This is a genomic window from Erythrobacter sp. (genome assembly GCF_039988855.1).
In the GTDB taxonomy this organism is placed as follows: Bacteria; Pseudomonadota; Alphaproteobacteria; order Sphingomonadales; family Sphingomonadaceae; genus Erythrobacter.
Map to the genome: position 1 here is coordinate 398,326 of NZ_JBDXIY010000016.1, position 22,756 is coordinate 421,081.

Annotated in this window: 22 protein-coding genes; 12 read left to right on the forward strand and 10 right to left on the reverse strand. The window is 55.6% G+C overall.

Annotation, left to right across the window (positions count from 1 at the left end):
* The first annotated feature begins 45 nt into the window (after nt 1-45).
* Both ABJ205_RS09590 and ABJ205_RS09595 read left to right on the forward strand, forming a co-directional pair.
* A complete protein-coding gene (locus ABJ205_RS09590) occupies nt 46-825 on the forward strand; it encodes a PH domain-containing protein (protein ID WP_348160087.1) in 780 nt (259 codons plus the stop codon).
* Complete coding sequence (locus ABJ205_RS09595; protein ID WP_348160085.1) at nt 822-2,438, forward strand: PH domain-containing protein; 1,617 nt, start codon at nt 822-824, stop codon at nt 2,436-2,438. Before ABJ205_RS09590 ends, ABJ205_RS09595 begins: the two co-directional genes overlap by 4 nt.
* On the opposite strand, the gene ABJ205_RS09600 is transcribed toward ABJ205_RS09595, so the two are convergent.
* Entirely contained in the window at nt 2,435-2,740 is a 306-nt protein-coding gene (locus ABJ205_RS09600; protein ID WP_348160083.1) for a GNAT family N-acetyltransferase, read from the reverse strand. The two genes, ABJ205_RS09595 and ABJ205_RS09600, sit on opposite strands and share 4 nt — an antisense overlap.
* 63 nt (nt 2,741-2,803) lie before the next feature.
* On the opposite strand from ABJ205_RS09600, the gene ABJ205_RS09605 reads away from it, so the two are divergent.
* Nucleotides 2,804-3,823, forward strand: coding sequence for a beta-eliminating lyase-related protein (locus tag ABJ205_RS09605; RefSeq protein WP_348160082.1), 1,020 nt, complete (start codon nt 2,804-2,806; stop codon nt 3,821-3,823).
* Between the two features lie 10 nt (nt 3,824-3,833).
* Nucleotides 3,834-4,754 (forward strand): DMT family transporter, encoded by a 921-nt coding sequence (locus tag ABJ205_RS09610; protein ID WP_348160080.1) that lies wholly within the window; start codon nt 3,834-3,836, stop codon nt 4,752-4,754.
* On the opposite strand, the gene ABJ205_RS09615 is transcribed toward ABJ205_RS09610, so the two are convergent.
* Nucleotides 4,737-5,531, reverse strand: coding sequence for an SDR family NAD(P)-dependent oxidoreductase (locus tag ABJ205_RS09615; protein WP_348160078.1), 795 nt, complete (start codon nt 5,529-5,531; stop codon nt 4,737-4,739). The genes ABJ205_RS09610 and ABJ205_RS09615 overlap by 18 nt on opposite strands.
* Before the next feature lie 53 nt (nt 5,532-5,584).
* On the opposite strand from ABJ205_RS09615, the gene pepN reads away from it, so the two are divergent.
* From pepN to ABJ205_RS09655, 8 genes are all read left to right on the forward strand, one after another.
* Nucleotides 5,585-8,221, forward strand: coding sequence for an aminopeptidase N (gene pepN / locus ABJ205_RS09620; protein WP_348160076.1), 2,637 nt, complete (start codon nt 5,585-5,587; stop codon nt 8,219-8,221).
* The gene (gene pgeF, locus ABJ205_RS09625; RefSeq protein WP_348160075.1) at nt 8,214-8,984 is read left to right on the forward strand and encodes a peptidoglycan editing factor PgeF; all 771 of its coding nucleotides are present in this window, start codon (nt 8,214-8,216) and stop codon (nt 8,982-8,984) included. The genes pepN and pgeF overlap by 8 nt, the downstream gene beginning before the upstream one ends.
* 236 nt (nt 8,985-9,220) lie before the next feature.
* Complete coding sequence (gene petA / locus ABJ205_RS09630) at nt 9,221-9,787, forward strand: ubiquinol-cytochrome c reductase iron-sulfur subunit (RefSeq protein WP_348160073.1); 567 nt, start codon at nt 9,221-9,223, stop codon at nt 9,785-9,787.
* A 58-nt stretch (nt 9,788-9,845) separates the two neighbouring features.
* Nucleotides 9,846-11,147, forward strand: a complete 1,302-nt coding sequence (locus tag ABJ205_RS09635) for a cytochrome b/b6 (RefSeq protein ID WP_348160071.1) — start codon at nt 9,846-9,848, stop codon at nt 11,145-11,147.
* Nucleotides 11,148-11,186: 39 nt separating this feature from the next.
* On the forward strand, nt 11,187-12,059 hold the full coding sequence (locus tag ABJ205_RS09640) for a cytochrome c1 (RefSeq protein ID WP_348160070.1): 873 nt from the start codon (nt 11,187-11,189) through the stop codon (nt 12,057-12,059).
* 90 nt (nt 12,060-12,149) lie between these two features.
* On the forward strand, nt 12,150-12,701 hold the full coding sequence (locus tag ABJ205_RS09645) for an adenine phosphoribosyltransferase (protein ID WP_348160068.1): 552 nt from the start codon (nt 12,150-12,152) through the stop codon (nt 12,699-12,701).
* A gap of 139 nt (nt 12,702-12,840) precedes the next feature.
* Nucleotides 12,841-14,562 carry a sodium:proton antiporter gene (locus ABJ205_RS09650; protein ID WP_348160066.1) on the forward strand — a complete coding sequence of 574 codons (1,722 nt, stop codon included), beginning with the start codon at nt 12,841-12,843 and terminating at the stop codon, nt 14,560-14,562.
* Nucleotides 14,559-15,146: an OmpA family protein gene (locus ABJ205_RS09655; protein ID WP_348160065.1), complete on the forward strand. Its 588-nt coding sequence runs from the start codon at nt 14,559-14,561 to the stop codon at nt 15,144-15,146. The genes ABJ205_RS09650 and ABJ205_RS09655 overlap by 4 nt, the downstream gene beginning before the upstream one ends.
* Here the strand turns inward: ABJ205_RS09655 and ABJ205_RS09660 are convergent.
* The 8 genes from ABJ205_RS09660 to ABJ205_RS09695 form a co-directional block, all read right to left on the reverse strand.
* Nucleotides 15,123-15,872 carry a 3'(2'),5'-bisphosphate nucleotidase CysQ gene (locus ABJ205_RS09660; protein WP_348510050.1) on the reverse strand — a complete coding sequence of 250 codons (750 nt, stop codon included), beginning with the start codon at nt 15,870-15,872 and terminating at the stop codon, nt 15,123-15,125. The two genes, ABJ205_RS09655 and ABJ205_RS09660, sit on opposite strands and share 24 nt — an antisense overlap.
* The gene (cysN, locus tag ABJ205_RS09665) at nt 15,869-17,785 is read right to left on the reverse strand and encodes a sulfate adenylyltransferase subunit CysN (RefSeq protein ID WP_348160061.1); all 1,917 of its coding nucleotides are present in this window, start codon (nt 17,783-17,785) and stop codon (nt 15,869-15,871) included. The genes ABJ205_RS09660 and cysN overlap by 4 nt, the downstream gene beginning before the upstream one ends.
* A complete protein-coding gene (cysD, locus tag ABJ205_RS09670; RefSeq protein WP_348160060.1) occupies nt 17,785-18,696 on the reverse strand; it encodes a sulfate adenylyltransferase subunit CysD in 912 nt (303 codons plus the stop codon). Before cysD ends, cysN begins: the two co-directional genes overlap by 1 nt.
* A 192-nt stretch (nt 18,697-18,888) precedes the next feature.
* The gene (locus ABJ205_RS09675; RefSeq protein WP_348160059.1) at nt 18,889-19,263 is read right to left on the reverse strand and encodes a zf-HC2 domain-containing protein; all 375 of its coding nucleotides are present in this window, start codon (nt 19,261-19,263) and stop codon (nt 18,889-18,891) included.
* Nucleotides 19,264-19,329: 66 nt separating this feature from the next.
* Nucleotides 19,330-19,935 carry an RNA polymerase sigma factor gene (locus tag ABJ205_RS09680; protein WP_348160057.1) on the reverse strand — a complete coding sequence of 202 codons (606 nt, stop codon included), beginning with the start codon at nt 19,933-19,935 and terminating at the stop codon, nt 19,330-19,332.
* Between the two features lie 83 nt (nt 19,936-20,018).
* Entirely contained in the window at nt 20,019-20,420 is a 402-nt protein-coding gene (locus ABJ205_RS09685; protein WP_348160055.1) for a hypothetical protein, read from the reverse strand.
* On the reverse strand, nt 20,404-22,035 hold the full coding sequence (locus ABJ205_RS09690) for a CRTAC1 family protein (protein WP_348160053.1): 1,632 nt from the start codon (nt 22,033-22,035) through the stop codon (nt 20,404-20,406). The genes ABJ205_RS09685 and ABJ205_RS09690 overlap by 17 nt, the downstream gene beginning before the upstream one ends.
* Nucleotides 22,028-22,705 carry a DUF6796 family protein gene (locus ABJ205_RS09695; RefSeq protein WP_348160051.1) on the reverse strand — a complete coding sequence of 226 codons (678 nt, stop codon included), beginning with the start codon at nt 22,703-22,705 and terminating at the stop codon, nt 22,028-22,030. The genes ABJ205_RS09690 and ABJ205_RS09695 overlap by 8 nt, the downstream gene beginning before the upstream one ends.
* Nucleotides 22,706-22,756: the final 51 nt, after the last annotated feature.

Sequence of the window (22,756 nt, forward strand, 5' to 3'; positions counted from 1 at the left end):
GTTTGTGCTTGCGTCTAAGCGATGCTCTATCGCAAACTCTAGAGTATGAGTGATCGGGATCATGAGGGCCAGTCAGGCAAGAACGGTATCGGGGAGGGCAAGCAGGCCTCAGACCCGGCGCCTGCAAAAGGGCCGGGCGGTGCATCCGCCAGTCAATTGTTTGGCCATAAGGCCGGTGCAAAGCCATGGGAATCCGTGCAGCAAAATGCAGGATCTGCGGATGCAAACCGCCGTGTTCCCACAATATCAGCGCCCTATCCGCGTGACGCCCAATATGCGCCGCGCCCCATAGACCAGACGGCGACTTCTGATGAGCAATCGGCTCCCACCATCTTTGGCGAAGTCGATGACGAAGAAGAGCTCACCAAGCTGCACCCCAATTACAAGCTGTTGATGCGCATTGGCGCGGTATTCATCGGCTTTGTGATCCTGGTCGTAGGCCTTTCGATTGATGGGGCGATGCAAGCGGAAGAAGTTCCGGTTCCCTTTGGGGTTCTGACAGGCGTTGCGACCTTGCTCGCGCTGTTCGTTATCATCCGCATTCCTTTGGCTCGTTACAACGCGCGCGGCTATCAGATCAGCCTCGACCGGCTTCGGGTGGTGCGCGGCATTATGTGGCGAGCAGATACGATCGTGCCCTTTGGCCGCATTCAACACATTGACGTCGACCAAGGCCCGGTTGAACGTGCGTTGGGTATTGCGACTATGACTTTGCACACTGCGGGGAGCCATAACGCCTCGGTCAGCCTTCCGGGCCTTGGCCATGAGCTGGCGGTGCAAATGCGCGAAGAGATTCGCGGTTACATCAAGCGCGAGAGCATGTGAGCGACGTGCCTGAAGCAGGATCAGAGGCATTTCCAGATGTTGGGCCAGGGTCGGATGTTGAGTTAGCGGAGGCCCCCGATGCCGGGTCAAAGCCGCGCAATACTGATTCAAAGACGGTCCTCGTAGGGATGCTGTCGAGCGCGCAAAACGCGATCCTTCCTACTGCGGCAATCACTTTTGGTACCGCCGGGACAGGCCTTCTGGTCGCGATCCCCATCGCTGCGCTGATTGTCGCAGTTGGAACCTTCTTTTCCTACATCAATTGGAAGCGGCTCACCTATACGATTGGCGAGGCCGATATCCGCGTTGAAAGCGGGGTGTTGAGCCGGTCTGCACGCTCGGTCCCCTATGAGCGTATTCAGGACGTCAGCCTCGAACAAAAATTGATCCCGCGCCTGTTCGGTCTTGTCGCGGTCAAGTTTGAAACGGGTGCCGGCGGTGGTGAGGATTTGAGCCTCACTTATCTTGCCGAAGAAACCGGTGAGGAACTGCGGCGATTGGTTCGTGAACGCCGTGACAGTCAGGATGTAGCCGCTGTGCAATCTACTGGCGCCGCCGCAGGGGCAGCAGCAAGCATTGATTCTTCGGACAAAGCGGCGCCTCTCTTCACTATGGGACCAAAGAGGCTGTTCACATTCGGCCTATTTGAATTCTCGCTCGCGGTCTTCGCCGTGCTGGCAGGTCTCGCCCAATATGCAGACAGCTTCTTTGGCTTCGAATTTTGGGAGGTTGATGTATGGCGGGGGCTTATGACGGACTATGCTCCCGACATCGGAGCATTTGACCGCACCGCGCAGATCTTAGGCGTTATTTTAAGTCTTATTGGCCTATTTCTTGTGGGATCCTTTACCGGAATGGTCCGAGTATTCGCGCGCGAATGGGGCTTCTTGCTAGAGCGCACGGCGAGGGGGTTCCGCCGTCGCCGGGGTTTGTTCACAAAGACCGATGTAGTGATGCCTATTCACCGTGTTCAGGGCATCAAAATTGGAACTCGCCTGATCCGGTATCGCTTTGGTTGGCATTCTTTGAGTTTTGTAAGTTTGGCGCAGGATATGGGCGCATCGAGCCATGTGGTGGCCCCTTTTGCCAAGCTTGATGAGATTGCGCCTATTGCAGAGGCTGCGGGCTTCACATTGCCAGATGAAGAAACCGATTGGCGCCGCGCTTCGGAGAAATTCCTGTTTGATAGCGCCGTGCGAGATGCACTCTTTTTCCTTGTGCCAGCCATGCTGGGCGGGTTGGCGGCGAGCATTTATGCGCCCGAATGGACCTATTTTGTGGTGGGGGCATTGACGGTGCTTGCCGGTGTTTCTGCAATGCTCAACGTATTGGCTTGGCGCTATCAACGCCACGCGTTGGATGCTTCGCAAATTGTGTCCGCACGCGGTGTACTCTCCCCGCGCAGTCAAATTGCGACCCGGCTAAAACTGCACTCGGTTGAAATCTTGCAAGGCCCTATCGCACGTTTGCGTGGCTATGCAACGGTGCACCTTGGTCAGGCGGGCGGAACCTTCGCTGTTCCCGGTGTGCCGCTTGAAAGAGCCCGTGAAGTGCGCCGCAAAGTGTTGAAGACGATTGTCGCAACCGATTTTTCGCAGCTCGAAACCGCTTAAGCGCGTAACTCTGCCCAATCAGGGTTTTTATCGAACTTTTTGGCGACATACCAACATTGCGGAACGATTTTGAAGCCATGCTTGCGGGCATCAGCGATGAGGGCTTTGACCAAATGCGCCGCTACCCCGCGCCCTCCGATTTCCTTTGGTACAATCGTGTGCGTTGCGACCCGCACGCCTTCACCGCGTGGTTCCCATTCGAGATGGCCCGTGGCAATTTGCCCTTCGAGCTTGGCAATGTATTTTCCGCCTTTCCCGAAGGTACGATGCGTGATTGTAATTTCGTTTTCATTGTCGTTCAAAGAGCTGTCCCTTCCTGTCCATGATGCTAGACATGTTGGCCAAGCACATTAGAGGCGTGTTCTATGCCTCATCTCATGCCCTTCCTCTCTGACAATGCCGCGCCCGTCCACCCCCAAGTGTGGGAGGCGATGCGTGCCGCTGACAATGCCGATAACCCTTATGACGGCGATACGCTTTCCGCTCAGCTTGATGAGCGGTTCAGCGATCTGTTTGGCCGCGAATGTGCGGCGCTTTGGACGGCAACTGGCACTTCGGCCAATTGTCTGGCGCTCGCGACGATGGTCCAGCCCCACGGCGGGGTTGTGTGCCATGAAGAAGCGCATATCGAGGTTGACGAATGCGGCGCGCCGGGGTTCTATCTCCACGGCGCGAAATTGATGCTGTGCGGTGGGCAAAGCGCCAAGCTGACGCCCGAAGGCATTTCCGCGTTGATCGACCCGATCCGCGATGATGTGCACCAAGTTCAACCGCACGCTATCGCGATCACACAGGCGAGCGAATATGGTTGCTCTTATTCGAGTGAGGAGCTTACAGCGCTCAGAAAATTTGCATCGGCACGCGGCCTTGGCCTGCATATGGACGGTGCGCGATTTGCCAATGCGGCGGCCTTTTTGGATGGCTCCGCTTCTACTGCGGCGCGCGGTGCATCTTTGGGTGTCGACAGTCTTGCCTTTGGTTTTATCAAGAACGGAGGGATGAGCGCGGAGGCTGTTGTCTTGTTCGATCCGGGCCAAGCCGATCTGGTCAAATATCGCCGCAAACGCGCTGGTCATTTGCAGTGCAAGGGGCGGTATCTCGCGGCGCAAATCCTCGCGATGCTGGACGGCGATCTATGGCTTGCCAATGCAGCCCATGCCAATGCGGCAGCACAAGACATTGCAAGCGGGTGCGGCAGTCGCTTGATGCATCCGGTTGAGGCAAATGAACTGTTCGTGCAGCTCTCCTCTGGCGAACGAGAGGCCTTGAGAGCACAAGAATTCGCATTCTACGATTGGGGTGATGATGCGGCGCGCTTTGTGACTGCATGGGACACGCGTGAAGACCATGCGCAGGCCCTTGGAAAGGCAATTGCAGGGTTGTGAGTGCTTTTAAATGAGTTCTGAAAACCCATCCATGCTCAGCCTTCGGGTGCTAATCCCCTTCGTGCTAACCGGTACGATTTGGGGCTCGACTTGGTTCATCATCACCGGCCAGATCGACGGTGTTCCTGCGGCTTGGTCTGTATTTTACCGGTTTGCACTTGCGACCCCGGCTTTATTCTTGGTCGCGTTCTTGATGAAGCGACGATTGCGGTTGACGCGGCCAGAACACATGCTCGCAATCCTTGTTGGCCTGTTCCAATTTAGCGGCAACTTCCTCTTCGTCTATCACGCCGAGCTATATGTGACGTCCGGCATTGTGGCGTTGATGTTTGGCTTGATGATGGTGCCCAACGCTCTGTTTGCGCGGTTCTTTTTAGGTGAGCGGGTGCCGGCTGGTTTTATGATTGGAAGCCTCGTTGCGATTGTCGGCGTATCGTTCTTGTTGTTCCATGAATGGGATGCCAATCCGGACGCAGGCGTTATCGGGGGCAATGTGGGCCTTGGCATTGCGCTGGCTATGCTCGGCATATTGTCGGCTTCTATTGCCAATGTGATCCAAGCCAACCCCACCGGGCGGGCGGTTCCGATGGTAAGCTTGCTAGCGTGGGCGATGCTTTATGGCACGATATTCGATCTTGGGTTTGCATGGATAACAGCTGGCCCGCCGCCTTTGCCGACGGATGCATCTTATTGGGGGGGGATTGTCTATCTTGCGTTTATTGGATCGGTAATCACCTTCCCGCTGCACTATAATCTCGTGCGAGAGATTGGTGCGGGCAAGACGGCCTATAATGCTATCCTAACGATCTCGGTCGCAATGGCGGTTTCCACCGTATTTGAAGGCTATGGTTGGACTGGTCTAACTATCGCAGGGATGGGTTTGGCGGTTGCCGGCATGGTTATTGCGCTTCGCTCACGACAGGTTCGCTAGCCCTTCAACATAGGTTGGATAGGCGGGCTTCCATCCAAGTAGCCGCTTGGCCTTGCCGTTGGCGACCCGTCTGTTTTCGGCATAGAATCCGCGCGCCATCTCTGACAAATCCGCTTCTTCGAGCGTTTCAAGCTTTGGTGGATCGACCCCCAAAAGGGCGCAGGCATACTCGGTCACCGCATTGCCGCTGGCGGGGAAATCATCGCCTAGATTGTATGCACCCTTTGGAGCATTTCCCGTTAAAGCGGCCACCACGCCGCCGACGATATCATCGACATGGACGCGGCTGAAAACCTGTCCCGGCATGTCAATCCGGCGAGCTTTGCCTGTTTTCACCCGGTCCAACGCGCTGCGCCCTGGGCCGTAAATACCCGGCAAGCGGAACACCCGCGCACCCAGCTTCACCCACAAGGCATCCGCTTCGGCCCTTGCATTTCTGCGGCCCGCGCCCGTTTCGGCGATGGTTGGTGTGCTTTCATCCACCCACGCGCCTTTCTGGTCGCCGTAAACGCCGGTCGAGGAAAGATAACCGTACCAAGCTTTACCAAACCTGTGTCCATAGCGATCGAGCACTGGGTCAAACCCGCTTGCCCGGTCAGGTGGGACCGATGAGATCACATGGCTGGCGCGGCCGAGCACCCCCAACACCGTCGTACGGTCGGCAAAATCGATCGTGCCGCCGCTCCCTGTTGCCTCCACACTCCATCCAAGCGCCTCAGCTGAAGCGGCGATGCGTTTGGCGGTGTAGCCAAGCCCAAAGATCAACAAATGCGGCATGTTGGGCGCTGTGCCGCTGGACGCGGGCGCAAATCAACCTAAATCTTGTGCTTATGGATATTGCTCACGACTCGATTGCCGCCAACGATACCCCTGCAACACCGGCAGAGCCGCCGTTGATCCGGCGAGAGGATTACACGCCTTTTGCCTGGAATGTGCCGGAGACAAATCTGTCCTTCATTCTCGACCTGAAAGCGACGCAGGTGGTCGCGACCCTTCGTGTTGAGCGCAACTTGGATGCGGAAGCCTCTGACACAATCAGACTGAATGGTGATGGCCTGAGTGTTGACCTTGTAAGGGTCGACGGAGAAGCCGTGACCAATTGGACCATGGAGGCGAGCGATCTTGTGTTGCCGCTTTCCGGCGAGGCGCATACGGTCGAAATCACGACCACCAATGACCCCAGCGCTAACACCACGCTGATGGGGCTCTACGCCTCAAACGGCATGTTGTGCACCCAGTGCGAGGCCGAGGGCTTTCGGCGGATCACCTTCTTCCCTGATCGCCCCGATGTGCTCTCCACGTACAGAGTGCGGATGGAAGGCGACAAGGCCGCGTTTCCTATCCTTTTGTGCAACGGCAATAGCGAGGCGACTGGCGATCTGTCTGAAGGCCGTCATTTTGCTGAATGGTATGACCCCTGGCCCAAGCCATCCTATTTGTTTGCGCTGGTCGCAGGCGATCTCGTCGCAAAAAGCGGCCCCTTTACGACCATGTCTGGCCGCGAGGTGGAGTGCAATATCTGGGTGCGTGCGCAGGATTTGGATCGGACGACCCATGCTCTTGAATCCCTTCATAACTCGATGAAATGGGACGAGGAGGTCTTTGGCCGCGAATATGATCTCGATCTTTACAACATCGTCGCCGTCTCCGATTTCAACATGGGGGCGATGGAGAATAAAGGGCTCAACGTCTTCAACACGAAATATGTGCTCGCGGATGCTGATACGGCGACCGATGCCGATTTTGACGGCGTCGAAGGCGTGATCGCGCATGAATATTTCCACAATTGGTCGGGCAATCGGATTACCTGCCGCGATTGGTTTCAGCTTTCATTGAAAGAAGGCTTCACCGTTCTGCGTGATCAACTGTTTAGCCAGGATATGCGCGGTCAAGCGGTCAAACGGATCGAGGATGTGCGTATCTTGCGGGCTGCGCAATTCCCCGAGGACGCCGGGCCATTGGCGCATCCCATTCGCCCGGACAGCTACCGTGAAATCTCGAACTTTTACACTGCGACCGTCTATAACAAAGGCGCCGAAGTTATTCGCATGATGCGCAGTATGGCTGGACCCGAACGGTTCCGGGCAGGCACCGATCTTTACTTTGACCGGCACGATGGAGAGGCGGCGACCTGTGAGGATTTTGTCAAAGCGATCGAAGATGGTGCAGGGCTCGATCTTGAGCAATTCCGCCTTTGGTATAGCCAAGCCGGCACGCCTCGTATCGAAATGAGCGAGCGGGTAGAGGGCGGCGAATTGGTGCTCACTCTCAAGCAGGTGCTACCGGCGACACCTGGTCAAACTGTGAAGAGCCCCATGGTGATCCCTTTGCGTGTGGCTGTACACGACCGGGAAAGTTCAAAGATTGGGAGCGAGCAAACAATCGTTTTCTCAAAGGAAGAGGCCGACTTCCGCCTCCCTTTGATCGGTGCCAGCCCAGTGGTTTCGATCAATCGCGGCTATACTGCGCCTGTGATAGTTGAGCGTTCGCTGGACCGGGATGCACTGATGTTCCTTGCGGCGCACGATGATGATCCATTTGCACGGTATGAAGCCATGCAAGAGCTGGCCGTTGAGGTTTTGATTGCCGAAGCAACTGGCGAGGTGAATGAGGCTGGGCGTGAGGCCGTCGTTCAGGCAATGGGAGCGGTGATCACAGACGCGCAGCTAGACGATTCCATGCGCGGTGAATTGATGATTTTGCCAAGTGAAAGCTACTTATTTGAAGCGATGGCGACCGGCGATCGAAAGGCCGATCCGGGCGCGATCCATGACAGCCGCGAAGCATTGAAGGCGGCGATTGGTGACAATCTATCTCAAGATTTGCAGAGCGTTTATGAGCGCTGCGCGAAAGTGCCATTTGCCGAACCCGCCGGCGTGGGCGCGCGAAAGGTCAAGACGTTGACGCTTGGCTATATTGCAGCGACCAATGCAGAAAAAGCAGCTGAACTCGCGTCACGCCAGTTCGACACCTGCGACAATATGACCGACCGGCAGGGCGCGTTGATGACACTAACCAGTCTTGAGCATCCGGTACGCGAGGAACGGCTGGCCTCTTTCTACCAACATTATTGTGGCAATGACCTCGTCATCGACAAATGGTTCACGCTTCAAGCGCTTTCATTGCACCCTAATGTGCTTGCGCATGTTGAGGCGCTGGCGAAACACCCTGATTTCACCATGAATAACCCCAACCGCGTCCGCTCGCTTTACATGGCACTCGCGGGCAATCCGAGCGCCTTTCACGCTGCTGATGGTGCAGGTTATCGCATGATTGCCGATTGCATCATCGCGCTTGACCCGATCAATCCTCAGACCGCCGCGCGCTTTGTGCCAGCGCTTGGCCGTTGGCGGCGGATTGAACCGGGCAGGGCAGCGCTTATGAAGGCGCAGCTTGAGCGGATTGCGGCGCAAGACAACCTGTCCCGGGATACTTTTGAGCAGGTTAATCGGAGCCTTGATGGCTGAACACACCTTCTCGATTGAACGCGCCGCGATACTGGAGGGCGTACCTCACGGTTTCTTTGGCTCATGCTCAGGTGTGCACCAATTTGGCTTTGGCGGTCCGGGTGATGCAGAGGATATCCGCGCACTTAGAAATGCAGCTGCTGGGGCTATTCTCCCCGGAGCGCCGCTACAAACACCCCAGCAAGTGCATTCGCCCGAAGTTATCACACTCAGCCAGCCGCCCAGTAAGAAATGGCCGGATCATGCGACCGATCGTCCGGTCGCAGATGCGTTGGTGACAGATCGGACAGATGTGGTGATCGGGATTGTTACTGCGGATTGCGGGCCAGTGCTCTTTGCTGACCGCGGGGCAGGCGTTGTCGGCGCTGCCCATGCCGGATGGCGCGGTGCACATGGCGGGGTTTTGGAGAGCACTTTAAAGGCGATGGAAGGCTTGGGGGCCGAGCGCGCAAATATCGTAGCCGTTCTGGGCCCTATGATCGCTCAATCAAGTTATGAAGTGGATGCAGAATTCTGCGCCGAGTTTGGCCCTGCTGATGCGCTTCATTTTAAGGCGGCTGGGGTGCGCGAGGGAGCGGAGCGTTGGCAGTTTGATTTGCCGGGCTATATCCTTAAATGCCTGCGCCAATCGGGATTGACCACAATATCGGTGCTTGGCCGAGACACCCATCACGAATCGGATAGTTACTATTCCTATCGCCGAGCGGTGCAAAACGGCGCGCCCGACTATGGGCGACAATTAAGCGCGATTGCCGTGGGTTAGGGCACCGCATATGCCGGAGGGTTGCACGTAGTGGAACCATAAGTGTTTAAAACGGGATTGGCTTTATTCACAAAGGCACTATAGGGGCGCCATCCGTGGAACTGAAAATTCATTTCCAACGTTATGGTGCCGCGGGTAATGGGATAGTTTGCGCAAGCTGCGCAGTCCGTTAAGGTAAAATGAAAACCGCGCTGGGTCATCGCCTTTCTGCGGTTAAAAGAGCAGGGTATCGAATAATGGCTTCGACTGCAGATAATGTGACCGCCGGAGAAGGTGCCGAAGAAGGCGTACGTCGCCGCGACTGGATTCACATTGCCGCTGTAAGCACCGCAGGTGTTGGTGGTGCATCCGTTCTCTTTCCTTTGGTGAGCCAAATGGCTCCGACTGCTGATGTGCTCGCGGCGTCTACGACCGATGTGGACGTTTCGTCGCTTGAGCCAGGCCAGTCGATCAAAGGGGTGTTCCGCGATCAACCACTCTTCGTTAAGCGTATGACCGCAGAAGAGCTGGCAGAGATGCAAGAGGTTGATATCGCCAACCTTCGCGATGCTGAAACACTTCAACAGCGTTTGGGCGATGGCAACACGGAATTCCTGGTTCAACTTGGCGTTTGCACACACTTGGGCTGTGTGCCGCTTGGCGCTGGTGAGGGCGAGGACAAGGGCGAATTCAACGGATATTTCTGCCCGTGTCACGGTTCACACTACGACGCCGCTGGCCGTATCCGCAAAGGCCCTGCGCCAACCAATCTGGTTGTGCCGGAATTTGCATTCCCCACTGAGAACGTCATCCGCGTCGGATAACTTATCGTAATTCACTTCAGCATTTCGTCTTACAGCTGAGAATGAGCAAGAGAGCATTATGAGCTTCGCCTGGGCAAACTCTTACGAACCGAAAAACCCATTCATGGTTTGGATGGATGAAAAACTCCCGCTCCCGCGTTTGGTCTACAACGCGGTTGGTGCTGGCTATCCGGTTCCGCGTAACTTGAACTACATGTGGAATTTCGGTGTACTCGCCGGGTTCTTCCTGATGTTCCAGATTGTCACTGGTATCATCCTTGCGATGCATTATGCGGCAAACGCCGATGTGGCCTTTGCTCAAGTCGAGCACATTATGCGCAATGTGAACTACGGTTGGCTCATGAAATATGCTCACGCCAACGGCGCGAGCTTCTTCTTTATGGTGATATACCTCCATATCTTCCGCGGTTTCTATTACTCCTCATATAAAGCGCCGCGTGAGATGATCTGGTTGCTGGGTGTGGTTATCTTCCTGCTTATGATGGCGACCGCCTTCATGGGTTACGTTCTTCCGTGGGGCCAGATGAGCTTCTGGGGCGCGAAAGTGATCACCGGCCTGTTTGGCGCTATTCCGTTTGTCGGTGAACCGCTGCAGGTTTGGTTGGTTGGCGGTTATGCGCCGAACAACTCAACGTTGAACCGTTTCTTCTCGCTGCACTTCTTGCTGCCGTTTGTGATCCTTGGTGCAGTTATCCTGCACATCTGGGCGCTTCACATTCCGGGTTCGTCAAATCCGACCGGCGTTGAAGTGAAGAAAGAAAGCGACACGGTTCCATTCCACCCATATTACACCGCCAAAGACGGCTGGTTCTTGGGCCTGGTTCTGACGCTCTTCGCCGTTATCGTATTCTTTGCGCCAAATGTTATGGGCCATGCGGAAAACTGGATCGAGGCGAACCCGCTTTCGACCCCAGCGCTGATTGTTCCAGAGTGGTACTTCTATCCCTTCTACGCGATCCTTCGTGCATTCACGGGCGATCTCACCATTCCGTTTACCGGCATCATTCTGATCGAAGCTAAGCTGCTTGGCGTTATCGCGATGTTTGGTTCGATCCTCTTGTGGTTCTTCCTGCCATGGCTCGATAAGAGCCCAGTGCGTTCTGGTTCGTATCGCCCGATGTTCCGGATCTTCTTCTGGATCTTCGTGGTTGATATGGCTGCGCTGTTCTATCTTGGCGGTGCGAAGGCAGAAGAGCCTTACATCGTGATGAGCCAGATCGCGACGGCTTGGTACTTCCTACACTTCTTGGTGATCTTGCCGATCGTCAGTCAGATCGAAGTGCCAAAGGCGCTGCCCTTCTCGATTACCGAGGCTGTCCTTGGCAAAAAAGACGAGCCGGCTGCAGAGCCTGCTGAGTAAACCTGTTTAACTGACCCGATAACGAGAAAGAGTTAGGTCATGACCATTCGACTTGGAGCCATCTTGTTCGGCCTCGGCCTCACAGCAGTTTTGCTGCTGTGGTCGCTTGTTCCCGGTGTTGGGATTCTCGCAACCGACGGCTTTCCGGAGAAGCCCGACTATTACGCTTTTCAGGAAAAGAACATCGCCCCCGAGGGCGGTTTCTCGTTCGAAGGGCCGTTGGGCAAGTGGGATTACCAGCAGCTGCAACGCGGCTATCAGGTATATAAGGAGGTCTGCTCGGCCTGTCACAGTCTGAAGTTCGTTGCCTTCCGCAATTTGCAGGAGCTCGGCTACACTGAGGCGGAAGTTCGCAAAGAAGCTTCTGAGTGGCAGGTTCCTGGCATTGATCCCAAGGATGGATCAGCGATTTCGCGCCCTGGCCTTCCAACCGATATGTTCCCAAATCCCTATGCGAACGATGTCGAAGCGCGCGCGTTCAACAACAACGCCATTCCGCCTGATCTTTCGCTCATCACTAAGGCGCGCGGAGACGGCGTGCACTATGTCTACTCGCTGATGCAGGGTTACAATGAGGTCGATCCAGAAGATCAGGCCAAGTCTCCTGACTTTGAGACGCCAGATGGCCTCTATTTCAACGAGTATTTCTACAACATCAATATCGCCATGGCGCCGCAGCTTCCCAACGATCGGGTGACTTATTCTGACGGCACTGCGGCTACGACTGAACAAATGTCGCAGGACATCGCCGCATTCTTGACCTGGGCTGGCGAACCGTCACTTATCAAGCGCAAGCAAACCGGCTTGTTTGTGATTGGCTTCCTGCTGTTTGCGACCTTCCTTGGCTTTATGTCTTACAAGACAATCTGGGCCTCGAAGAAGCCGAAAAAAGGTGCAGTAGACCTCGTCTAATCGCCTTTTGATTGAATTTGAGAACGCCTCATCATCCCAAACCTTGGATGGTGGGGCGTTCTCGTTTACCCGCACCTTCTGGAGCCTATGATGAGCACTCCGCCACTTTCGCCTGACGCTCTCAAAGCGCTCGTGCGCACCGTTCCAGATTTTCCCGAGCCCGGCATTCAGTTTCGCGACATCACGACATTGATCGGTGATGGCGATGGGCTTGCCTCAAGCATCCATCATCTGGCGGAGTTGGCCCGTGCAAAAGGTGCACAGAAAATCGCTGGCATGGAGGCCCGCGGTTTCATTTTCGGAGCGGCGGTTGCGGTTCAACTGGGCATTGGTTTTGTCCCCGTGCGCAAACCTGGCAAGTTACCGGTCAAAACAATCGGGATTGATTATGCGCTCGAATACGGCACCGACCGGCTTGAAATAGACCCTGCTGCGGTCGCGCAAGGTGAACGTGTTGTTATGGTCGATGACTTGATCGCAACGGGAGGCACGGCCATCGCGAGCGCCAAGCTGCTGCGCGAGGCGGGCGCCGCAATCGAAGACGCCCTATTTGTGATCGACCTTCCAGACCTTGGCGGGGCAGATCGTTTGCGCGCCGCCGGTGTTAACGTTTGCGCTCTTATGGACTTCGAAGGCGACTAACCCTCCAACAGCCCTGCACCCTGAAAGGTTCTGAACTATCTCCCTCGAAAACCAAGCCATTACAATTGCAGCTGTCGGTGCACTTGGCATCGGCGCGCAATGGGCCGCTTGGCGTACGGGCTGGCCCGCGATTGTCCTTATGTTGGCCGCTGGCTTTATCGCTGGCCCGATAACCGGAATCATCGACCCAGAAGCAGCCTTTGGAGAATTGCTCGATCCGATGATCAGCATTGGGGTCGCGCTTATCCTGTTCGAAGGCGGGCTTAGTCTTGATCTGCGCGAACTCCGGCATTCGGGCAGAGCAGTATGGCGCCTAGCGACCGTTGGAGTGGTGGTGGGTTGGGCGCTCGGCGCGCTCGCAGGTTATTTTGTCGCCGGACTTGTTTGGCCGGTCGCGGTACTCTTTGGCGGCATCCTGATCGTCACTGGGCCAACGGTTGTGATCCCATTGCTTCGTCAAGCCAACATCCAAACGCGGCCCAACTCAATCCTCAAATGGGAAGGGATCGTAAACGATCCGACCGGCGCGCTGTGCGCGGTAACCGCCTATGAGTACTTTCGCCGCCTCAATGAGTTTCCCGACGCAAGCGTCTTTGATGTGGCGCCGCCTCTGGTTATCGCCGCCGTTCTTGCCGGGCTCATCGGCTATGCCGCGGCGCGGCTTATTGCATGGCTTTTCCCGCGCGGCGCAGTTCCAGAGTTCCTTAAAGTCCCGGTGCTCTTCATCACGGTGATCAGCGTCTTTGTCCTCACCAATCAGATCGAACATGAAGTTGGGCTTGTAGCCGTCACGGTTATGGGTGTGACCCTTGCCAATCGCGAAGTGTCCGGAATGCGAGCGATCCACCCATTCAAAGAGAACATCGCGGTTCTCCTTGTCTCGGGTATTTTCATCCTGCTGGCTGCGTCGCTGCGCTGGGAGGAGCTTACTTATCTTCAAACAAGCTGGCGGCCATGGGCTTTTCTCGCAGCGCTCCTGCTTTTGGTGCGTCCTATCACAGTTCTGGTCAGCCTTTTGGGTACCAATATCCCGTGGAATGAACGCCTCTTTGTCGCTTGGATTGCGCCGCGCGGCATTGTCCTCGTCGCGATTTCTGGTCTTTTTGCGCTGCGCCTGGATGATCTTGGCATTGCGGGTGGGCAAATCCTCATCGGCCTTAGCTTTGCTGTGGTTGTGAGCACTGTCATCGCTCACGGTTTTAGCGTCAATTTCGTCGCTCGGTTGTTGAAGGTAAAGGGCGATACAAGGCCGGGCCTACTAATCGTTGGCGCAACCGCTTGGACCATTGAGCTCGCGAAGGAGTTGCAGGCCGTCGGGACGCCGGTGCTCATCGTTGATCAAAGTTGGCAGCGATTGGGACGTGCTCGCCTTGAAGGGTTGCCTACCTATCATGGTGAAATCCTCAACGAGGCGACCGAGCACAATCTCGATCTCTCTCCTTTTCAAGTGCTGGTCGCAGCCACTGAGAATGAGGCGTACAATGCGCTGGTTTGCAACGAATTCGCCCATGAGATCGGGCGCGATATGGTCTATCAACTGGGCGAAAATCAAGGCAAAGAAAGCCGCCATGCACTGCCTGAAAGCATCAGGGGCCGCGCTCTGTTTGAAGATGGCTTTGGTGTTGATGAGGTGAATGACCGCATTCACGATGGTTGGGTCTTCAAAAAGACGAAATTGTCCGACGAATTTGATTTCGACGCTGCCCGTGAAAAGCTGTCGGATGATGCCAGCCTGCTGCTCATCGTTCGTAAAAACGGCACCTTACGCTTCTTCACCCACGCCGTGCGCCCTGAACCGCGCGCGGGCGATATCGTCATTTCCTACACTCCGCCAAAGATACCTGGAAAGGTCAGCTCATGAGCCTCAGATACGCATCGCCGCTTTTTCTCGTCCTGGGTCTAATACTGGCCGGCTGCGGTTCACCAAACGAAGCGCCTGAGACGTCTGTTGAGGCGCCCGCTGTTGGCGAAATCCCCGACGAAGAACCCGTCTCAATCCTACGGCCTGATGTGGAGGCTGAAACGAAGATCGACGATGAGAAACCCGCTGAGAGCTTTATGGCGACCATTGGATTTCCAGATGGCGGAGCCGAACTTGATGCGGACGCTCTGGCGACGCTTGAGCAGGTGATTGGCTCTGAACAATTCGCGAGTTCGGCCGCAATCGTCCTGCGCACGCACTCTGACAGCGCAGGAAGTGATGCCGTGAACGAACGTGCTTCGCAGGCGCGCGGGCTGGCTGTTGCGGAATGGCTGATCGCCGCAGGCGCCGAACCTCGCCGTATTGATGTGATTGTTTTTGGAGAGCAAAATCCGGCTGAGTCTAATGCTCTGCCCGATGGTTCTCCTAACGAAGATGGCCGTGCTGCCAATCGCCGGGTCGAGGTTGAAATTCTGGCCTCTGCTGCCGGTTCAGAACCCTCAGAGCCCAGCGACGAGAGCTAACACTTCCTCTGCATATTCCGGGCGGCAGATAAGCAGGTCGGGCAGATAGGTGTCCGTTTGGTTATAACGGATCGGCGATCCATCAATCCGCGAGCAATGCAGGCCGTGGGCCTGTGCCACGGCAACCGGAGCGCAGCTGTCCCATTCATATTGCCCGCCTGAGTGGAGGTAGATTTCCGCCTCTCCGCGCACGACTGCCATCGCCTTGGCGCCCGCAGACCCCATACCGACAAGCTCGCCGCCCATTGCCTCTGAAACGGCGACAGCCTCTTTTGCAGGGCGCGTGCGGCTGACAAGGAAACGGCGTTTGGCGGGGCTTTTGGTCAGGGGGGGTACGGCATCGGTGTGAAGGACAATTCCGCCATCAAGCCCGGGCAAAGCCACCGCGCCTGTGGTCGCCGCGCCGTCAATCGCAAGGCCCACATGCACCGCCCAATCTTCGCGCTGCTCGCCATATTCGCGGGTGCCATCGACCGGATCAACAATCCACACACGCGATTGATCGAGGCGCGCGGCATTGTCCTTTTCCTCTTCGGAAAGGAGCCCATCCTCGGGCCGAGCAGAGCGCAGCGCATTGCACAAGAACGCATTCGCCGTCTCATCGCCCGCTTTGCCAAGCGCCTTGCCTTCGAACACGCCGCTTGTGCGCACTTCGAGAAGAATGCGCCCTGCGGCCTGCGCCAGATGTGCGGCCAGTTCCGCGTCGGTGAGAGAAGCTATACTCATTTCAGAGGAAGTATCTGCGCAATGATGTGCTGGGCAGCCTCTTCGACGCTCATATCCACGGTGTTGACGCGAATTTCGGGCGTCTCGGGCGCTTCATAAGGGCTGTCGATCCCGGTGAAGTTCTTAAGCTCGCCAGAACGTGCCTTTTTATAAAGCCCCTTCACATCGCGCGCTTCGGCCACATCAAGCGGCGTATCGACGAAAATCTCGATAAATTCGCCTTCAGGCAGCATTTCGCGAACCATCTGCCGCTCTGCCCTGAAAGGCGAGATGAAGGCGGTGAGCACGATAAGCCCTGCATCAGCCATAAGCTTTGCAACCTCACCAATGCGGCGGATGTTTTCAATCCGGTCGGTTTCGGTAAAGCCCAAATCCTTGTTGAGGCCGTGGCGCACATTATCGCCATCAAGCAGGAAAGTGTGCCGGTTCATCAAGGAAAGCTGCTTTTCGACTTCATTGGCAATCGTCGATTTGCCCGATCCCGAAAGGCCAGTGAACCAAAGGATGCGCGGTTTCTGGTTCTTCAGCCCCGCATGATCGTCGCGGGTAATCGTGGTCGCTTGCCAATGGACGTTTTGTGCGCGGCGCAAGCTGAAATTGAGCATGCCCGCACCAACGGTTGCGTTGGTGAATTTGTCGATCAGGATGAACCCGCCCAGCGAACGCGAGGCGTCGTAAGGTTCAAATACGACCGGTTTGTCCGTCGCCAATTCCACTTCGCCGATGGCGTTGAGGCCAAGCGTCTTTGCCGCCAAGTGATCGAGCGAGTTTACGTCGATCTCAAACTTGGGGCTTTGCACTGTCGCGGTGACGGTTTGTGAGCCGAGTTTTAGCCAATAACCGCGCCCCGGTTTCAAAGCTTCTTCGTCGAGCCACACAAGCTTTGCGCAAAATTGGTCAGAGGCTTCTGGCGGATTGTCAGCGGCAGTGATCACATCGCCTCGGCTGCAATCGACCTCATCTGCGAGAGTAAGCGTAACCGATTGGCCTGCGACTGCTTCATCAAGGTCTCCATCGAAGGTGGCGATGGTTTTGATGGTGCTGGTCTTGCCCGAAGGCACCACGCGCACCGTATCGCCGGGCTTGATCGTGCCGCCCGCGACTTGTCCTGCAAACCCGCGGAAATCGAGGTTCGGGCGGTTCACCCATTGGACCGGCATGCGGAAAGATGCATCTTGCGCTGCCGTGCTTGAAAGCTCGACCGTCTCAAGGTGGTCTATCAATGCTGGACCGGAATACCACGGCGTGTTGGCCGAAGGTGCAGAAGTGATGTTGTCGCCTTTGAACCCGGAAATGGGGATGGGCGTGAATGCCTCAATCCCAACCTCTTTGGCAAAAGCGGTGTAGTCAGCGACAATCGCGTCGAAGGTCTCAGCCGCGTAATCGACAAGATCCATCTTATTCACCGCCAACACCACATGTTTGATGCCAAGAAGGTGCACAAGGAAAGAGTGCCGCCGCGTTTGTTGAAGCACGCCCTTGCGCGCATCGATCAAGATGACGGCGAGGTCAGCCGTGGAGGCGCCTGTCACCATATTGCGGGTATATTGTTCATGTCCCGGCGTATCGGCGACGATGAACTTGCGCTTTTCCGTCGTGAAGAAGCGGTAAGCGACATCGATGGTGATGCCCTGTTCGCGCTCTGCTGCAAGTCCATCAACGAGAAGGGCAAAGTCGATCTCTTGGCCCTGTGTCCCGTGCTTGGCGCTGTCTGCTTCAAGGCTCGCGAGTTGATCTTCAAAGATCATTTTGGAATCGTACAAAAGCCGCCCGATCAGGGTCGATTTGCCGTCATCCACGCTGCCGCAGGTGATAAAGCGCAAGAGGCTCTTGTTCTGGTGGGTTTCCAGATAGGCGCCAATGTCCTCGGCGATCAGAGAATCTGTTTCGTAGGCTGGGTGCGACTTTTCCATCAGAAATACCCCTCCTGCTTCTTCTTCTCCATGCCGGCACCGCCTGCATCCTTGTCGATCACGCGGCCCTGCCGCTCGCTTGTGGAGGTCAGCAGGGTCTCTTGTACCACTTCGGAAAGGGTTGATGCGGTGCTTTCAACCGCGCCCGTCAGTGGGAAACAGCCAAGCGTGCGGAACCGCACCGATTTCATGGTGATCTCAGGCTTTTTGCCCATCACCTTTTCCAGCCGGTCGATGTCGTCCGCCATAAACAACCCGCCTTCCCACTCAAACGTGGGGCGTGTCGCAGCGAAATAGAGCGGTACGATCTCGATATTTTCAGCCATGATATATTGCCAGATATCAAGCTCTGTCCAATTCGACAGTGGGAAGACGCGGATGCTCTCACCCTTGTTTTTCTTGGCGTTATAAAGGTTCCAAAGCTCGGGGCGCTGATCTTTGGGGTTCCAACTGTGCGAGGCGGTGCGGAAGGAGAAAACACGCTCTTTCGCGCGGCTTTTTTCTTCATCCCGGCGGGCTCCGCCAAAGGCAGCGTCAAAACCATAATGGTCGAGCGCTTGCTTCAGCCCTTGGGTCTTCCACATATCGGTGTGCAGCGGCCCGTGATCGAACGGATTGATACCGCGTTCGGCCGCCTCTTCATTGTGCCACACAAGCAGCTTCATGCCGGTCTTCTCGGTGACTGCATCGCGCAGCTTGTACATCTCCTGGAACTTCCAGGTGGTGTCCACATGCAGCAGCGGGAAGGGCGGGGGCGCAGGGTAGAACGCCTTGCGCGCCAAATGCAGCATCACTGCACTGTCCTTGCCGACCGAATACATCATGACCGGGTTTTCCGCTTCAGACGCGACTTCGCGCATGATGTGGATGCTCTCGGCCTCAAGCCGCTGGAGATGGGTAAGCGTTGTCATGGATGCGCAGCTAAGCCGAAGCCGGCTCCAAGCAAAACTAGAAAAGCTATTGCTAAGCAAATTTTTGGAGCGGGTAAGGGGAACAGAGTGTTAGAGTTAGTTGACGGGCTGCGGACGGACTGTCCGGTTTGAAAGGGGTGAAGTCGAATAGTCGACGTTCAGCTTTCGACCCAATTGCGGACGTTAAATCAGTTAAGCCCTGTAGATGGTGACATCCAAAATGGCGTCTATTAGCTGTTGGGGCGCACGGTCAAAGAGGTGGTCCTTCTCGTCCTCTGCGCACACGGCTTGTCCCATCTTTATGGTTTTCACATAGGCCGCCAAACTCGTTCGGCAGAAAGGGCAGACCGCCATGTGATGGTCGAACAGCTTGAGCTGCTTTTCGGTCAATCTACCTTCGACATAATCCGCCAGAAAGTCCTCGAACTCGCGGCAGGTTATTTGGCCGGGCAGGTATTTCAGCATCGCCCCGCCCATCGCCTGAACGACCTTCCTGCTAAAGGGGCGGCGTAATACCGCTCGGAACATTCGGCATCTGGGCGACACTTGGTGAGAATGATCATGCATGGCTGAATCCTCCCTGTTGATCGAAATGCGTTTCACGTGCGCGAGCTATCGAGATGAGCGGCGCCATCACAGGATATCATCCAGCGTTTTGGGGCTCATCGTCGGCAGGAGTTGCTTCTTCAGCTCGCTGCGCCCGCGGTGCAGGCGGGTGCGCACTGCGCTCTCGCTGATCGCCAAAGCCTCAGCCGTTTCACGAGTCGAGTAACCTTCGATGTCGCGCAACAGCAAAACTGCCCGATAACTGTCAGGTAACTCCGCGATAGCGACCCTAACAATGCTCGAGACCTCTCTCTGTGAAACCACCGCTTCAACCGGGTCATTTGCGATTGAAACGGGGCCAACGAGCAAGCCATCGCGATCAAATTCAGGGATGAAATGATCTAGAGACTGCTCATCGGACTGAGCGCTCTTGCGCAGCTTCATCAACGCTTGACTGACGACAATACTCCGTATCCATGAGCGTAGGGATGATCGCTCTTCGAAGTCCCCAATCTTGCGGAACACCAGCAGAAACGATTCTTGAACGCAATCGGCTGCAGTGGCTTCAGACTTGGTATATCGCTTGGCCAGTTGCAGCATCCAGCCAGCGTTCTCTTCGACGAGCGCCTTGAATGCCTGCCTCTCGCCAGACACCAATCGCGCGACGAATTGGGTTTCATTCTTGTTCGGCATTAGCGGGGACTTAGACCTGGGGCAGGTGAGTTAATTAATCGATGCATCAGAGCGGCACAGCTAGCAACCTACTGGTCACATTACTATCCTGCCGGAAACCTTGGCGCGCGAAAAACCGATACCCAACCGAGCATGCCTAGCGAGGCTGCAACCGCTAAAGAGATGTAGCACTTGGGAATACCGTTTGCAGTTTGCGGGCAAACCGGATCAACAGACAGCAGTTCGAACGATGCTCCTAATGCTGCCAACGCAAAAACCGGTATCCATCCTAGCAGAAGCATCGTTTTTTGCTTCGTGATCCCGGCCCATACGATTGCTGCATATCCAGCCAACACGACGAAGCAAGCCGGTATGGAACCAAGCTCGGGGCAAGTCTCTTCGCCAAAGAGGTGCTGGTAGGAAATTTCTCCTGCAGACCAAGCTCCGAGCAGCGCCAAAAGTACCAGCGCCGCTTGGGCAAGCTTTCGACTACTCGCCTGCAACATTAGGCACGCTTCTGAAATCAGCTATGCCGGTTTCGAAAGGACCATCTGCTTGCGTGTCGTCACCTGCCAAATAGTCGATTTCAATACTAGCGGCTTGCTGGTCTCCCAGACCGAATATCAGGATAGGTGAACTGTCTGAAGATAGCCCTTCGCCGCGTATGAACCATTTGCTCCTGATCTCACCATTCGTGAGAGTGACACTGACCTTGGCGCCGATGCTCTCGATACGATTATCAAGAATGACTTTCAGGCCATTCCCCGAACCAGGCTTGGAAAGAAACGCCTGTGATCGACCTGCAATGTTGACGTGCACAAAATCAGGCCTGCCATCTCCGTTGAAGTCGGCAGTGATCGGCGAGATTGAATAACGGCGATTGGATACACCGGCTTGTTCTCCGACAGCAGCGAATTCCCCATCCCGATTTTGGATCAGAAAACGTCCCGGCGCCCGCAAGAACGCAAATTTGTGGAACGGTAGGCCAACATAATTTTCCGATACGATCAGATCTTCACGCCCATCGAGATTCATATCCTCGAATACTGCCCCCCAGCTGAACTCGTAATCAGCGACTTTCGCCTCTGCTGCCTGATCGGAGAACTGAAAACCGCCGTCATTGCGGAAGAGCATCCACTTCCAATGCGTGGTTTGATCATCGGTGGTGTCGCCTCGGATCAGGAAATTCGGCGGCGTGCTCCCGACGTTCGAAAAGAAGAAGTCGACGCTGCCACTATTGTCGTAATCGCCAACTGCAATGCCCATCGGATAGCTATTAAAGTCGCTGTTTGGATTGGGCATATTGGTGAAGGTCAGATCGCCATTGTTCTTCCAAGTCCGCACCTGACCTGTATCGTGAACAACAACGAGATCCTCAAAGCTATCCTCGTCAACATCAGCGAAGATGCCGAAGAATGTGTTGTGCTGGAATTCCAGTCCGCTTTCTTTGGTGATGTTTACGAAGCTGTTGTCCCCATTGTTGAGGAACATTTGGCTGGTTCCGCCGTAGTTTGGCCGGTTGAAGATATTCTGCCCTTCGACGAGATCTTTGCGGATGTAACCACCAACGTACATGTCGAAATGGCCGTCTCTATTGATGTCAGCCACACCGATCCCCAGAGGTGTGGTGTCTTCGGGCATGGTTGCATCGAGCAGTGTGTTTGAGAATGTTCCGCCATCATTCAGATGGAGCCAGATCCCGTCCGTTCTAGCGACCAAAAGATCGTCATCGCCGTCCTTATCGACGTCTAGCACGATAGAGCCGTGGCTGGCTTCTCCATCAGCCTTCGAAAGGCCGGTGCCCGCAACGGCAACAAACTCGCCTTCCTCGAAACGGAAAAAACCGTCTTGCTGGCTACGGCTGCCGCCGAGAAACAGCTCCTCGGTTCCGTCTCCATCGATGTCTATTACTCCACTGGCCGCGAAGGGCAGTGTGATGCTGTTATCATGCGCTTGATCATAGGGGACGTCGATTGCGGTGTAGGTCGGGATGTCGACACCATCAGTGGAAACATCATAGTCGATTTGCGTATCCAGTCTTTGCATGATCACGACCACCAGCATCAGCATGACGATCAATCCAAGAATGCCAAACAGGCCGAGTTTTAGAGCTCTAAGCATCAGTAGGTTCCTTCGTATCGGTGCGTAGGCGGTGGACGTGGAAAAGGGAAAGCGCAAAGAAAATTGCAAACCCAATATTGAGGGCGATTGGCATCATGAACTTGCCGATGTCGGGCACGGCCAACCAAACTGCAAAGCTGAACAAGAGCAGGATGATCGGATTGAAGAACGCCATCCACTTCGGATAATCGCTGCGACCGCTGGCAGTTAGCCAGATGTAGATGATCGAGATCGCCAATATCCCGAAGCGCGTGACATTGAGCAGCGATTCATAACGCAGATCATACAGAGCCACCAAGTGACCCAGATCAGCGTATTGCGGAGCATTTACGATTGCACTGATCGAGGCGCGTGAACCCATCCAAACGCCGCCAAGAGCACAACCATATGCCATCACGATGAACAGAATGAACGCCCAGCGGTGATTGGCTGACCGGAGCATCAAATAGATATGATAGGCACCAACAGCATATAGCGGCGCGCCCAATACCCCGATGAAGTGGCCCCAGTTCGAACGGGTTTCGGAGATGCCCTCAAAGAAGGCCAGCCCGTCAGTAAATCTGGCCTGAGGATCAAAATGAAGCAAGAATTCACCAGTGCCGGTAATCACCGCGGCCAACAAACCTACTACCCCAGTAAGCCAGCGAATTTGCTGATCAGAAATGTCCATGTTCGCCTATTTCCTATCATCCAAGGTCCGTTCCTCCAATTGCTTCAAGCG